The following is a 14749-nucleotide window of genomic DNA, read 5'->3' as shown; positions in this document are numbered from 1 at the left end:
AAAATGCCATGGATTAGTGCCTGTCTGTCCGCTTCACTTCTTATAGGCGGGTTCATTTTAAAGCGACCGTCCTCTTCCAGCATACCGTCGTTCATTACCAGATAGTGAGGGGCTGTTTCACAGGTTACATCGATGCCTTCGGCTTTCCCTTTGCGGATCAAGGCGACGGACTCTTTTGTGGAGATATGGCAGACATGATATTTACAGCCAGTTTCCTTCACCAAGGCCAAATCCCGTTGAATTTGTTTCCATTCACTTGCGGAGGAAATGCCTTTATGCCCATGTAAGGCGGCATATTCCCCATCATGGATATATCCTCCATGAAGTAACGTATTGTCTTCACAGTGAGCAGCGATGATTTTTCCGTATTTACTGATTTTTTTCATGGCAGTGGCCATAAAATCGTCATTTTGCACACCGCGGCCATCATCGCTAAAACCGCACACATGCTCTGCAATTTCATCATATTTCGCAAATTCCATACCTTTTTCCCCCACAGAGATGGTTCCATAGGGATGAACATGGATACAGGCGTTTTTTTGAATGCTTTTCAGTTGGAGTGCAAGATTTTCTTTTGAATCCGGTGTGGGAGACAAGTTTGGCATTGCGCAAACGGTGGTATAACCCCCATGAGCGGCGGCTTTTGTCCCCGTTTCAATGGTTTCTTTATAAAAAAATCCCGGTTCTCTTAGATGTACGTGAACATCAATAAAACCGGGAAACACAAAACAACCTTCCATATCAAAAAGAATTGTATCTGAAGAATAGGAAGGCTTTGTTGTGGAAATTTTAGAAATGAGACCATCTGTAATAAATATGTTGGAATTGACAAAACTGCCTTGAACAAATACATTAACATTCGGTAAAATGTAGTTCAATTGCTCCAGCTCCTTTCCATTTGGTCGTTAGGGGTAAGTATTTCTTTACAAATTGTCAGTAGTATAGCACACGCTTTTTAATGTGTCAAGAATATATTTTGCAGTTTTTTAGATTGCTCGAATTGACAGAAGCCGTTTTTTTGTGTAGACTTAGGTTGTCAATTTAAGGGGCTTTTTATAACTGACGGATCAGTGGGAAACCACAAGGGAGTAGAAAGCTTGAAGTAAGCAGTTAGGAAATATTCGGCGTTTTTTGTGACGCACCTGATTATCAATGGAAAGTCAGGGGATTGATACTGCTTTTGTCGACCGTCTGGGCAGTCCTGTTTCTAACTAAGGAATAGGAATGCCCTTTTTTTGTTCATATCATTAAATTTTATAACCATTAGGAGGTTATCCATGAAAAAAGTAGCGATTCTTATGGGCAGTGACAGTGATTTTCCCGTTGTGGAAAAAGCTTTAACAACCTTGGACAAGTATGGTGTGCCCTTTGAGGTTCACGTTTATTCTGCCCACAGAACACCCGAAGAAGCAAGAGCCTTTGCCATGAATGCAAGAGAGAACGGTTTTGGCGCAATCATTGCGGCGGCAGGGAAGGCGGCTCATTTGGCAGGGGCTATGGCTGCAAATACCACATTACCTGTGATTGGTATTCCTATCAAATCTTCCACTTTGGATGGACTGGATGCACTCCTTTCTACTGTACAGATGCCCGGAGGGATGCCTGTGGCAACAGTAGCCATTGACGGTGCTGAAAATGCAGCGTTATTGGCAATTCAGATTCTGGCGGTAACAGACCAGGAATTGGCTGATAAACTTCGCTTGGCAAGAGAAGAAAACGCAAAAAAAGTATTGGAAAAAGACCGCATGTTAGCGGATAAATATAATAAATAAACATAATAAAAAAGCAAGATGGATGATTTGAATTTGCGAAACAAGGATGTTGTACAAACAGGCTTTTATGAGTAAATTTACTTGGGCGTATTACATTTTTGAATAGAAAACGAATAAGTAACAAGGCTTTAATATACAAATTATTATTTATTAACCCAACAGGCCGAAAGGCAATAAGATGATTCTTTAGGAGGAATTCAGTATCATGGAAAAGACAGTTCAGATGTATGAAGGCAAGGCAAAAAAGGTATATGCAACCAACGATGAAAATTACTGCATCGTATCGTACAAGGATGATGCAACTGCGTTCAATGGTCTGAAAAAAGGCACAATCCTTGGGAAAGGTGCCATCAACAACCGTGTAACAAATCACCTCATGAAGCTTTTGGAAAAAAGCGGGATTCCTACGCATTTTGTGGAAGAGCTTTCTGACAGAGAAACTGTGGTAAAGAAAGTAACAATTGTACCTTTGGAGGTAATCGTAAGAAATATTGCCGCTGGCTCTTTGGCTAAGCGTCTTGGTTTGGCGGAAGGTACAAAAATGAAGAGCACAGTTTTGGAATACTGTTATAAAGATGATGAATTGGGCGATCCTATGATTAATGAATATCATATTTTAGCCATGGAATTTGCAACAAAGGAAGAAATCGATTTAATTGCTAAATATTCTTTCAAGATTAATGAAATTTTGAGCAATTACTTGAAAGATGCTAACATAGAGCTGATTGATTTTAAGCTGGAATTTGGTAAGACGGCTGATGGCCAAATTGTTTTGGCAGATGAAATTTCTCCTGATACTTGCCGTTTCTGGGATACTGTAACAGGGGAGAAGCTGGATAAAGACAGATTCCGCCGTGACTTAGGTAATGTAGAAGATGCTTATCAGGAAGTGCTAAAGCGTTTGATGGGTGAATAACCCGGTTACAGTACAGAGTGAATAGACGAGGTGCTAACATGTGTATGAATGAAATTCATGAGGAATGTGGTGTATTCGGTGTTTTTGGAAAAGAAACCGCCACAGTTGCGGCAACGACTTATTATGGCCTGTTTGCGTTACAGCATAGAGGACAGGAAAGCTGCGGCATAGTAGTAAATGACGATGGTATTTTTCGTTTTCATAAGGACCCTGGCTTAGTAAACGATGTTTTTACGCCTCAGGTGATGGCTTCTTTAGGGGAAGGAAATATGGCAATTGGTCATGTACGCTATGGCACAACAGGTGTAAATGACCGTACCAATGCGCAACCTATCGTTGTCAATCATATCAAAGGCAAGCTTGCATTGGCCCATAATGGCAATTTGGTTAATTCTTTCGAGCTCAGACAGGAATTGGAATTACAAGGCTCCATTTTTCACACAACAAGTGATACGGAAGTTATTTCTTATATGATTACCAAGGAACGTTTGAATGCACCATCCATAGAAGAGGCTGTGAACCGTGCCATGAACCGCATTAAAGGGGCTTATTCTTTGGTGATTATGTCTGCATCCAAAATGGTTGCAGCCAGGGATGAGAATGGATTCAGACCTTTATGTTATGGAATTACAGAGGATGGAAGCTATATTGTTGCTTCCGAAAGCTGTGCTTTAGATGCCGTTGGTGCAAAGTTTATTCGGGATATTCGTCCCGGTGAAATCGTGGTTTTTGACCATGAAGGAATTCGCAACATTACAGACCACTGCGAAAAAGTAAAGCCTACCATCTGTATTTTTGAATATATTTATTTTTCCAGACCTGACTCTCGCGTGGAAGGCAGAAGCGTCCACGATGCAAGGGTGAAGGCGGGAGCTTGCCTTGCTATGGAGCACCCTGTACAGGCTGACGTTGTTATCGGCGTTCCTGATTCGGGATTGGATGCAGCCATTGGTTATGCCAGACAATCAGGAATTCCTTACGGCATTGGATTTATTAAAAACAAGTACATCGGGCGAACCTTTATTTCACCAGGACAGAAGGTACGTGAGGATAAAGTTAAAATAAAATTAAATGTAATTGCAGAAACGGTAAAAGGCAAAAGAGTGGTTTTGGTGGATGATTCCATTGTAAGAGGGACGACCTCCGCTCGAATTGTAAAGCTTTTGCGGGACGCAGGAGCAACAGAGGTGCATATGCGTTCTTCTGCGCCACCTTTCCTTTACCCATGCTTCTATGGAACTGATGTGGATTCTCAGGAAAATTTGATTGCTTGCAACCATACCATTAATGAAATTCGAGATATAATCGGTGTTGACAGCTTAGGATATTTGAGTTTAGATCACTTGAGTATGCTGATAGGTACCCCCAATGGTGAGGGCTACTGTGCATCCTGTTTTGATGGCAAATATCCCACAGAGAAACCAACAGAGGCTGATAAAAACAGATTTGAAAATAAGCTCAGCGAGAGGAGAAAAAACCAAGATGAAGAGTCACAGTGAGAGCTATAAAGCAGCAGGTGTGGACATTGTTGCAGGATACCAGGCAGTTGAGCTGATGAAGCAGCATATTGCAAAAACAATGACAGCAGGAGTTATGTCCGACATTGGGGGCTTTGGCGGCCTATTTGAATTAGATATGACGGGAATTACAAAGCCTGTTTTAGTAAGTGGTACAGACGGGGTAGGCACAAAGCTGAAATTAGCATTTTTGATGGACAAGCACGACACCGTTGGTATTGACTGTGTTGCTATGTGCGTAAATGATATTATCTGTGTTGGTGCAAAGCCTTTATTTTTCTTGGATTATATTGCTGTAGGTAAAAATTTTCCAGAGAAAATTGCTTCTATCGTTTCCGGTGTTGCGGAAGGCTGTGTACAATCTGGTGCGGCATTAATTGGTGGCGAGACAGCTGAAATGCCCGGTTTTTATCCAGAGGATGAATATGATTTGGCTGGTTTCTCTGTTGGCGTTGTGGATAAAGCAAGAATTTTGAACAACAAAACCATAAAAGAGGGGGATGTGCTGATTGCATTGCCTTCTAGTGGTGTGCACTCCAATGGTTTTTCTTTGGTACGCCGTGTGTTTGATGTGGAAAATACTGATATGAAGGCGCCTATTGCAGAATTGGGTGGCAAGTCTTTAGGGGAAACCTTACTAACACCTACAAAAATTTATGTGAAGCCTATGCTTGCTTTGTTTGAAGAAATTACTGTAAAGGCAGTTTCTCATATTACTGGCGGTGGTTTTTATGAAAACATCCCCAGAAGCATTCCCAAGGGTTTTGGAGCGAAGATTGATAGAAATGCATTAAGAATTTTACCTATTTTTGATTTGCTTGCAAAAACGGGAAATATTCCAGAGAGAGATATGTTTAACACCTTTAACATGGGCGTGGGCATGAGCATTGTTGTAGCAAAAGAAGATGCGGAAAAAGCAGTGAAAATTCTAAAGGCAAATGGCGAAGACGCTTATGTTATGGGAGAAATTGTTGTTTCCGAGGAAGGTGTCGTAATATGCTAAAAACAAAAATTGCAGTTTTTGTTTCCGGCGGCGGCACCAATTTACAGGCACTCATTGATGCTGAAAAAAAAGGAGAAATCCCCAGTGGCGAAATTACTTTGGTTTTGGCAAGCAACGACAGTGCCTACGCTTTAACCAGAGCAGCAGAAAATGGCATCAAAAGGGTAGTAATAAAAAGAAAAGAGTTTCCCTTTCAGGAAGCATATGAAGAGGAAATGAAAAAGGTTTTGGATGAGAATGGAATTGAAATGATTGTATTGGCGGGATTTATGTCCTTACTCAGTGAGAAATTTACCGCTCTTTATCCCAAGAGAATTGTAAATATTCATCCATCCCTAATACCTTCTTTTTGCGGCAAAGGGTTTTATGGTTTACATGTCCATGAAGCGGCCCTTGCATACGGCGTAAAGATAACAGGGGCAACGGTACATTATGTGAATGAGATTCCTGATGGCGGTGAAATAATTCTGCAAAAGGCAGTGGAAATTTATGAAAATGACACCCCAGAGGTGCTACAGAAAAGAGTGATGGTAGAAGCGGAATGGGTGCTTTTGCCCAAAGCTGTGGAAATGGTAGCCTGTAAATTAAAGAAAGGATACTGATATGGATATTTATAAAATGAATGCCATGAAGGATTTGGTAAAGGAAAATCCTTACGTTGGAAGGGGAATTGTAATAGGAAAAACAGCGGATGGTAACAAGGCGGCAATTGCATATTTTATTATGGGTCGCAGTGAAAACAGCCGAAACCGTATTTTTATTGAAAACGGTGAAGAAGTGATTATCAAGCCTTTTGATGAATCCAAGGTAGAAGACCCTTCTTTAATTATTTATTCTCCCATTAAAAAATTGGAAAACAAATTGATTGTTACCAACGGAGATCAGACTGATACCATTTACAACTATGTGAAAATAGGAAAAACTTTCGAAGAGGGCTTGGAAACAAGAGAATTTGAGCCTGACGCACCTAACTTTACACCTAGAATCAGCGGCATGCTGACCTTTGGAAAAGAGGACTTTACCTACAAAATGAGTATTCTGAAAAGTGCCGATGCAAAGGGCAGTGCATGTAATCGATACACCTTTTCTTTCCCAGCGTTAAATGGCTTGGGGCATTTTATTCACACTTATGCTTGTGACGGAAATCCTTTGCCTACATTCCAAGGGGAGCCGGAGCGAACGGAAATTCCCAACCAGATTGATGATTTGGTGCAAGAGATTTGGGGAAATCTAAATGAAGAAAACAAGATTTCTCTTTATGTAAGATATATTGATTTGAAAACAGGAAACATTGAAAACCGAATGATTAATAAAAACAAATAAGGAGATTCAGATATGGACAGCACAAAGGAAATTTATCTTTCCCCCTTTTCAACCAGATATGCCAGCAAGGAAATGCAGGCTGTTTTTTCCGAGGGCTTTAAGTTTCGTACATGGCGCAAACTTTGGATTGCTTTAGCAAAGGCGGAAAAAGCCTTGGGCTTGGAAATTACAGATGAGCAGATTGCTGAATTGGAAGCTTTTAAAGATGATATTAATTTTGAGGTTGCAGAAGCAAGAGAAAAGGTTGTACGTCACGATGTTATGAGCCATGTTTTTGCTTACGGTCAGCAGTGCCCTAAGGCAGAGCCAATCATCCATTTAGGGGCAACCTCCTGTTACGTTGGAGACAACACAGATGTTATTATCTTAAAAGAAGCATCTCAAATTATTTTGAAAAAAGCCGCACAGGTTGTAAAAAATCTATCTGAATTTGCGGAGAACTATAAGAACCTTCCTTGCTTGGCTTACACACATTTACAACCTGCTCAGCTGACAACAGTAGGCAAAAGAGCTACCCTTTGGATTTATGAATTGTGTCAGGATATTCATGAGTTAGAGCACCGTTTGGAAGAACTGCTGTTATTGGGTTCAAAGGGAACAACGGGTACTCAAGCAAGCTTTATGGAGTTGTTTGAAGGGAACGAAGAGAAAATTAAAAAAATGGAAGAAATGATTGCCGAGGATATGGGCTTTAAAGGATGTGTGCCTGTTTCTGGTCAGACTTATTCCCGTAAGGTGGACGCTTATTTCTTATCTGTACTTTCCGGTTTTGCCCAGAGTGCTTATAAATTTTCCAATGATATGCGTATTTTACAGTCTTTTGAGGAAATGGAAGAACCTTTTGAAAAAAATCAGATTGGTTCCTCTGCTATGCCCTACAAAAGAAACCCCATGAGAAGCGAAAGAATTTCTGCTTTGGCAAGATACGTGATTGTAGACTCTTTAAACCCTGCCTTAACAGCGGGAACCCAATGGTTTGAGAGAACATTAGATGACTCTGCAAACAAACGTATTTCCAGCGCAGAGGCCTTTTTGGCAATTGATTCTATTTTGAACATCTATATGAATGTGACAGCTGGCTTGGTTGTTTATGACAAGGTTGTAGAGCGACGTGTAATGGAAAAACTACCTTTTATGGCGACAGAAAACATCATGATGAAGTCTGTAAAAAAAGGTGGAAACAGACAGGAATTGCATGAAAAACTCCGTACCCATTCCCATGCGGCGGCGGCAAAAGTTAAGCTTGAGGGTGGCAAGAATGACTTAATTGAAAGAATTGCTGATGATGATTCATTCCCTCTGACTTTGGAAGAAATTAAGTCGGAATTAGATCCATCATTATACATTGGCAGAAGTGCTTCTCAGGTGGATGAATTTATTAAAGAGATTGCTCAGCCAATCATTGCAAAATGGTATGAAGGTGAAATTGAAGCAGAGTTAAAGGTTTGATACTGAGGAGGCTTTTAAAATGAATGAATTTGAATTAAAGTACGGCTGTAATCCAAATCAGAAACCTGCAAGAATTTATATGGCAGATGGCAGTGAACTGCCCATCCGTATTTTAAATGGAAAACCCGGATATATCAATTTCTTGGATGCCTTTAACAGCTGGCAGTTGGTTAAGGAATTAAAAGAAGCTTTGGGTATGCCTGCGGCGACTTCTTTTAAGCATGTCAGCCCTACCTCTGCGGCGGTAGGCACACCAATGAGTGCGGATTTAAAAAAGGCTTGCTTTGTGGACGATATTGAGGGTTTGGATGAATCTCCGATTGCTTTGGCTTATGCCAGAGCAAGGGGAACTGACCGTTTATGTTCCTACGGTGATTGGGTTGCCTTAAGCGATGTTTGCGATGCAGTAACTGCAAATATGATTAAGCGAGAGGTATCCGACGGTATCATTGCGCCCGGTTATACAGCAGAGGCTTTGGAAATTTTGAAGGCCAAAAGAAACGGAACCTATAACGTTGTAGAAATTGATGCTGATTTCGTTCCAGAAGAAAAAGAGTTAAAACGGGTTTTTGGAATTACCTTTGAACAGGGAAGAAATAATTTCAAAATTTCTAAAGCGCTTTTAGAAAACGTTGTAACAGAAAACAAAAAGCTTACAGACGAAGCAAAAAGAGATTTGATTGTTGCTTTAATTACCTTGAAATATACTCAGTCCAATTCCGTATGTTTTGCCAAAGATGGACAGGCAATTGGCGTTGGCGCAGGTCAACAGTCTCGTATTCATTGCACTCGACTGGCGGGAAGCAAAGCAGATATATGGCATTTACGCCAATGTGAAAAGGTATTGAATCTACCCTTTTTACCTTCTGTAGCTCGTCCTGCAAGGGATAATGCCATTGATATATATATTTCTGATGATTATGAGGATGTTTTGGCAGAGGGTGCTTGGGAGGCAATTTTTTCTGTAAAGCCTGAACCTTTAACAAGAGAAGAAAAGAAGGCCTACCTTGCTACGATCAAAGGTGTGGCTTTGGGCAGTGATGCCTTCTTCCCCTTTGGTGATAATATTGAAAGAGCAGCGAAAAGCGGTGTTTCTTACATTGCTGAGCCCGGTGGTTCCATCCGTGATGATAATGTGATTGAAACCTGCAACAATCACAATATGGTCATGGCATTTACAGGGATGCGCTTGTTCCATCATTAAAAAAGGGGAGGAAATGAAATGAAGGTTATGGTAATTGGCGGTGGCGGCAGAGAGCATGCCATTGTGAAAAAAATTAAAGAAAATTCCGTTGTAACTGAGCTTTTTGTTCTCCCCGGCAACGGTGGAATTGCCCAAGATGCCATTTGTGTGGATATTGGCGTAAAGGAAGTAGAAAAAATCGTAGCTTTTGCTATGGAAAATAAAATTGAGTTTGCTGTCGTGGCTCCTGATGATCCTCTGGTATTAGGGGTTGTGGATGCACTAGAGGCCGTAGGCGTTCCTTGCTTTGGCCCCAACAAAAGAGCGGCTATTTTGGAGGGAAGTAAGGTTTTTTCTAAAGATCTAATGAAGAAATATAATATTCCTACTGCACAATATGAAGTTTTTGGTGATATGACTAAAGCTTTGGAATACTTAGAAACGGCACCCATTCCCACAGTTATTAAAGCAGATGGATTAGCATTAGGTAAGGGCGTTGTGATTGCGGAAACAAGAGATGAGGCGAAGGATGCCGTTCGTTCTATGATGGAAGACAAAATTTTTGGCGCCAGCGGTGACCATATTGTCATTGAGGAATTTCTCACAGGCCCAGAAGTTTCGGTACTTGCTTTTACTGACGGAAAAACAATGATTCCTATGGTTTCCTCTATGGATCACAAAAGGGCCCTAGATGGTGACAAGGGGTTAAACACAGGAGGAATGGGTACAATTGCCCCAAACCCTTATTATACAGATGAAATGGCAGCTGAGTGCATGAAAACTATTTTTCTGCCTACTATGGAAGCCATGAATCAAGAGGACAGAACCTTTAAAGGTTGTCTATACTTTGGATTGATGTTGACACCCAATGGACCTAAAACCATTGAGTATAATTGTCGTTTCGGCGACCCTGAAACACAGGTTGTGCTACCATTACTGGAAAGCGACCTTTTGACCATTATGCAGCACATTGCAAAGGGCACTCTAGCAGAGGCTGAAGTGAAATTTAGTGAGAAAGCGGCTTGCTGTGTGATTATGGCGTCGGAAGGCTACCCCAGAAAATATGAAACTGGGTTCCCTATTTTGTTGCCTGAAAACAGCAACCAGATTTATGTTGCAGGGGCGAAGACGAAAGACGGCATTTTGGTAACAGGCGGTGGTCGTGTATTGGGTGTGACTGAAATTGGGGATACATTGGCAGAGGCTATTGAAAAAGCATATGAAACAGTAAAAACCGTCAAATTTGAAAATGCATATTATCGCAATGATATTGGCAAAAAAGCCTTAGCGGCGGAGGTATAAGCATGGTTTACAGAGTTTATGTAGAGAAAAAACAAGGTCTTACAGCAGAGGCAGATGGATTGCGCCTTGATATTGTAAATTTGCTGGGTATTAAAAATTTGACCGACTTACGCCTTTTTAATCGCTACGACGTGGAAAGTATTGAAAAGGATTTATTTGACTATTGCAAGACAGCTGTTTTTTCCGAACCCCAGCTTGACAACTTGTATGATGAGCTTCCTCGGGAGGATGCAGAGGTGTTTGTAGTGGAATTTTTGCCGGGACAATTCGATCAAAGAGCAAACTCGGCAGCAGAATGCGTGCAGATTATTTCCAAAAAGGAAAGTCCTTTGGTACGAACGGCGAAGGTTTACTATTTATACGGCAAGCTTACAGAAGAAGAAATTCAGACAATTAAAAAATATGTAATTAATCCTGTGGAGGCTAGAGAGGCCACTTTAAATACGTTTGAAACCCTGGCAATGCAGTATGAAATACCCACAGAGGTTGCAACTGTTGATGGTTTTTTGCAGTTGGATGAAGCTGGATTAGACGGTTTTGTAAAGCAGATGGGCTTGGCTATGGATTTGGATGACATTAAGGTTTGTCAGGCATATTTTAGGGAAGAAGATAGAAACCCCACGATTACAGAAATCAAAATGATTGATACTTACTGGTCTGATCATTGCCGTCATACAACTTTTTTGACAACCATTGATAAAATTCAGTTTGAGGATAGTTTATTACAGTCTGCCTATGATGAATATTTAAAAACAAGAGAAGCAATTGGGCGCACAAAACCCATTAATTTAATGGATATGGGAACTATTGTTGCAAAGTTCTTAAAGCAACAAGGAAAACTGAGCAAGTTAGATGAGTCAGAAGAAATAAACGCTTGTACGGTCAAGATAGATGTAAATGTAGAGGGTGAAATGGAAAAGTGGCTACTGCTTTTCAAAAACGAAACCCATAACCATCCTACAGAGATTGAGCCCTTTGGTGGCGCTGCTACCTGTGTAGGTGGCGCAATACGTGACCCATTGTCGGGACGTTCTTATGTATATGCGGCGATGCGTGTGACTGGGGCTGGAGACCCTACGGTGCCTGTTTCTCAAACCATTCCAGGAAAACTGCCTCAGCGTAAGATTGTAACAACAGCGGCGGCGGGATACAGCTCCTATGGAAATCAGATTGGACTTGCTACAGGACAGGTGGATGAAATTTACCATCCCGGCTATGTGGCAAAGAGGATGGAAATCGGTGCAGTAATTGGTGCCGCACCTGCAGAGAATGTGCGAAGAGAAGAACCAAAGGATGGCGACATTATCATACTTTTAGGTGGACGCACTGGTCGTGACGGTTGCGGTGGTGCAACGGGCTCCTCAAAATCTCACACAGTAGAATCCTTAGAAAGCTGTGGTGCAGAGGTTCAAAAGGGAAATGCTCCTGAAGAAAGAAAACTACAGCGTTTGTTCCGTAACGCAGAAGCGGCGAAATTAATTAAGCGTTGCAATGACTTTGGCGCAGGCGGTGTATCTGTAGCCATTGGTGAGTTGGCGCCTGGACTGGTTATTGATTTGAATGCAGTGCCAAAAAAGTACGATGGTCTTGATGGTACTGAATTGGCAATTAGCGAATCTCAAGAGAGAATGGCGGTTGTGGTTGCGGCGGAAGACGTTGCCAGATTTAAAGAATTGGCATACGGTGAAAACCTGGAAGCTACTGTGGTGGCACAGGTAAAGGCAGCGCCCAGATTAATTATGCAATGGAATGGCAAGGATATTGTGAATATTTCCCGGGAATTCTTGGATTCAAATGGCGCAGAAAAGCACATTTCCATTGCCCCGGTGGCACCCAAAGATATTACAAAGGAAATCCCCACAGGCTTTAAAAATGGATTCATGGCTGTAGCTGAGGACTTAAACGTTTGTTCTAAGAGGGGATTATCAGAACGTTTTGACTCCACCATTGGTGCTGGAACTGTATTGATGCCTTTTGGGGGGGAAACTCAGAGAACCCCTATTCAAGCTATGGTAAACAAGGTTTCCGTTGAGAAAAGGGACACCACGACTTGCTCCGTAATGGCTTGGGGGTATAATCCTTTTATTGCTGAAGCAAGCCCTTATCACAGTGCATATTTAGCAGTAGTGGAATCTGTGGCGAAGCTGGTGGCAACAGGTGCTAAATTTGAGGATGTTTATTTGTCCTTCCAAGAATATTTTGAAAAGCCTATGAAGGATGAAAAGCGTTGGGGTAAGCCTTTAGCGGCATTGTTAGGTGCATTTATGGCGCAAAAAGGTTTGGAAATTGCCGCAATCGGGGGTAAGGATTCCATGAGCGGTAGCTTTGAGCATATTGATGTACCACCTACCTTGGTTTCTTTCGCTGTGACCACTGAAGAAATCGGTAATATTATTTCACCTGAATTCAAAGGTTCGGGGCATAATGTTGTTTTGGTATTGCCTGATTATGATGAAAATGGACTGCCAACAGCCGACAGCTTAAAGGCTAATTTTGACTTAGTCAATCAATTAATGAGAAACGGCAAGGTTCTAAGCGCATATACACCCACCTACGGCGGCGTCGCTGAGGCAATTTTGAAAATGGCTATGGGCAATGAACTGGGTTTTACCTTTGCCGATGAGATTTCATTAGAAATGATATTTGGTTACCAGTATGGTGGTTTTGTCTTAGAGTTGTCCGAAGATGTTGATACTGGTATTCTTCTCGGTGTTACAACCGAGAATGAGGCTATTGTTTTTGACAAAGACGAGATATCTATGAAGGCTTTAGCTGAGATTTATGAAGGAAAGCTTGAAAAGGTTTATCCTTGCAATATCGTAACTAAAGCAGAGAAAATACCTACCTTTACCTATAAAACAGAGAAAAGATTCCATGCGAAAGCGTCTTTTGCCCAGCCTAAAGTGTTGATACCTGTATTCCCCGGTACAAACTGCGAATATGATTCGGCAAAGGCAGTGGAACGGGCAGGTGGGAAAGCTGAAATTTTTGTCATCAACAACTTATCTGCGGCGGGAATTTCTGATTCCATTCAGAAATTTGCGAAGGAAGTGGAGAAATCCCAGATGATTTTTATCCCAGGTGGTTTTTCTGGTGGGGATGAACCCGATGGTTCTGGTAAGTTCATTACTGCGTTTTTCCGTAATCCTGAAATAAAGGATGTTGTAACACAACTTTTGGAGGAAAAAGATGGTTTAATATGTGGTATCTGTAATGGATTCCAAGCGTTAATTAAATTAGGGCTAGTACCATTTGGAAAAATAATGGACACGGATGAAACATGCCCCACACTTTCTTATAACACAATTGGCCGTCACCAATCAAAATTGGTTCGTACTAGAGTTGCTTCTAACAATTCCCCTTGGTTAATGAATGTGGAGGCGGGGGAGGTATTTACAGTCCCCATTTCCCATGGAGAAGGTAGGCTTTTAGCGGAAGAAGCATTGGTGAAAGAATTAGCAAAGAATGGCCAGATTCTTACCCAGTATGTGGATAATAATGGCAATGCAACAAATGAAGTTCAATATAACCCAAATGGCTCTTTTTATGCAATTGAAGGTTTGATTTCTCCTGATGGTCGAATTATCGGCAAGATGGGGCATTCGGAGCGTATAGGTGGTAACTTGTATCAGAACGTACAAGGGAAATATGATATGAAGTTGTTTGAATCAGCAATGAAATATTATAAATAATTTATTGACAATCTATGAAAATATCCTGATAATATAAGCATATCAGGATATTTTTTTTATGCCAAATTGCAAAAAAAGGAGGCCTTAGCTGACAAAAATTACTGATGTATATATTGAACAACAAAATATTTTTTGTATGTATTTTTTAACTCTTGTAGTGGAATACTTACAAATACTATTAAAATTAACTGCACAACGTGGGCTTTTTTGATGTAAATGCACAAGAATTGTATTTGGTATGGGCATCTATACAAATTTTTGTTTAAATATTTGTACAAAACGGAAATTGCTTTTTATTGAGTTGTATGATAACTTATAGTACAAGTAATACATGGTGTACGACAGGTATTAGAACTATAATAGGAACATCAACGAATAGAGCCTCCGAAAGAATGCTCCAAATAATTTTCGTACTATTTTTTGTATCGGAAAGGAGCCATGCAAGAGCAGATTAGGGGAGAGAATCATGGATTACTATAAAGGCAGATTGTCACTAAGTGATGAGGTTTATAATCAAATTTTAGAACAGATTACCAGCGAAGAGTGGAAAGTTGGAGACAAGCTTCCTTCTGAAAGTAAACTTTGCAGCATG

General features: G+C 41.0%; 11 protein-coding genes and 1 riboswitch. Of the genes, 10 read left to right on the top strand and 1 reads right to left on the bottom strand.

Annotation, left to right across the window (positions count from 1 at the left end; all coding sequences use genetic code 11):
* Positions 1-878 (bottom strand): dihydroorotase (locus RTK36_RS09860; protein WP_312046657.1); only part of this gene is annotated, 878 nt, incomplete at its 3' end.
* Positions 879-1045: 167 nt separating this feature from the next.
* Positions 1046-1204, top strand: a riboswitch (ZMP/ZTP riboswitch).
* Between the two features lie 73 nt (positions 1205-1277).
* Here RTK36_RS09860 and purE point away from each other — a divergent pair.
* The 10 genes from purE (at position 1278) to RTK36_RS09810 (ending at position 14157) form a co-directional block, all read left to right on the top strand.
* Positions 1278-1772 (top strand): 5-(carboxyamino)imidazole ribonucleotide mutase, encoded by a 495-nt coding sequence (gene purE, locus RTK36_RS09855; RefSeq protein WP_312046655.1) that lies wholly within the window; start codon positions 1278-1280, stop codon positions 1770-1772.
* 205 nt (positions 1773-1977) lie between these two features.
* Positions 1978-2688, top strand: a complete 711-nt coding sequence (purC, locus tag RTK36_RS09850; protein WP_312046653.1) for a phosphoribosylaminoimidazolesuccinocarboxamide synthase — start codon at positions 1978-1980, stop codon at positions 2686-2688.
* Positions 2689-2726: 38 nt separating this feature from the next.
* A complete protein-coding gene (gene purF, locus RTK36_RS09845; RefSeq protein ID WP_331655011.1) occupies positions 2727-4187 on the top strand; it encodes an amidophosphoribosyltransferase in 1461 nt (486 codons plus the stop codon).
* Complete coding sequence (gene purM, locus RTK36_RS09840; RefSeq protein WP_312046650.1) at positions 4171-5208, top strand: phosphoribosylformylglycinamidine cyclo-ligase; 1038 nt, start codon at positions 4171-4173, stop codon at positions 5206-5208. Before purF ends, purM begins: the two co-directional genes overlap by 17 nt.
* A complete protein-coding gene (gene purN / locus RTK36_RS09835; protein ID WP_312046648.1) occupies positions 5202-5810 on the top strand; it encodes a phosphoribosylglycinamide formyltransferase in 609 nt (202 codons plus the stop codon). Before purM ends, purN begins: the two co-directional genes overlap by 7 nt.
* A gap of 1 nt (position 5811) precedes the next feature.
* The gene (locus RTK36_RS09830; RefSeq protein WP_312046646.1) at positions 5812-6531 is read left to right on the top strand and encodes an IMP cyclohydrolase; all 720 of its coding nucleotides are present in this window, start codon (positions 5812-5814) and stop codon (positions 6529-6531) included.
* A 12-nt stretch (positions 6532-6543) separates the two neighbouring features.
* A complete protein-coding gene (gene purB / locus RTK36_RS09825; protein WP_312046644.1) occupies positions 6544-7980 on the top strand; it encodes an adenylosuccinate lyase in 1437 nt (478 codons plus the stop codon).
* 19 nt (positions 7981-7999) lie between these two features.
* Positions 8000-9184, top strand: a complete 1185-nt coding sequence (locus RTK36_RS09820; RefSeq protein ID WP_312046643.1) for a phosphoribosylaminoimidazolecarboxamide formyltransferase — start codon at positions 8000-8002, stop codon at positions 9182-9184.
* Positions 9185-9202: 18 nt separating this feature from the next.
* A complete protein-coding gene (gene purD, locus RTK36_RS09815) occupies positions 9203-10465 on the top strand; it encodes a phosphoribosylamine--glycine ligase (RefSeq protein ID WP_312046642.1) in 1263 nt (420 codons plus the stop codon).
* A complete protein-coding gene (locus RTK36_RS09810; protein ID WP_334308126.1) occupies positions 10462-14157 on the top strand; it encodes a phosphoribosylformylglycinamidine synthase in 3696 nt (1231 codons plus the stop codon). Before purD ends, RTK36_RS09810 begins: the two co-directional genes overlap by 4 nt.
* Positions 14158-14749 lie beyond the last annotated feature (592 nt).

Source organism: Anaerotignum sp., from assembly GCF_031981185.1.
Classification (GTDB): domain Bacteria; phylum Bacillota; class Clostridia; order Lachnospirales; family Anaerotignaceae; genus Chakrabartyella.
This window is presented reverse-complemented; position numbering and strand designations above follow the sequence as displayed.

Bases quoted from the DNA above. Each gene is read 5' to 3' on its own strand.
- purE (WP_312046655.1), top strand. From the start codon at position 1,278: ATGAAAAAAGTAGCGATTCTTATGGGCAGTGACAGTGATTTTCCCGTT.
- purC (WP_312046653.1), top strand. From the start codon at position 1,978: ATGGAAAAGACAGTTCAGATGTATGAAGGCAAGGCAAAAAAGGTATAT.
- purF (WP_331655011.1), top strand. From the start codon at position 2,727: ATGTGTATGAATGAAATTCATGAGGAATGTGGTGTATTCGGTGTTTTT.
- purM (WP_312046650.1), top strand. From the start codon at position 4,171: ATGAAGAGTCACAGTGAGAGCTATAAAGCAGCAGGTGTGGACATTGTT.
- purN (WP_312046648.1), top strand. From the start codon at position 5,202: ATGCTAAAAACAAAAATTGCAGTTTTTGTTTCCGGCGGCGGCACCAAT.
- RTK36_RS09830 (WP_312046646.1), top strand. From the start codon at position 5,812: ATGGATATTTATAAAATGAATGCCATGAAGGATTTGGTAAAGGAAAAT.
- purB (WP_312046644.1), top strand. From the start codon at position 6,544: ATGGACAGCACAAAGGAAATTTATCTTTCCCCCTTTTCAACCAGATAT.
- RTK36_RS09820 (WP_312046643.1), top strand. From the start codon at position 8,000: ATGAATGAATTTGAATTAAAGTACGGCTGTAATCCAAATCAGAAACCT.
- purD (WP_312046642.1), top strand. From the start codon at position 9,203: ATGAAGGTTATGGTAATTGGCGGTGGCGGCAGAGAGCATGCCATTGTG.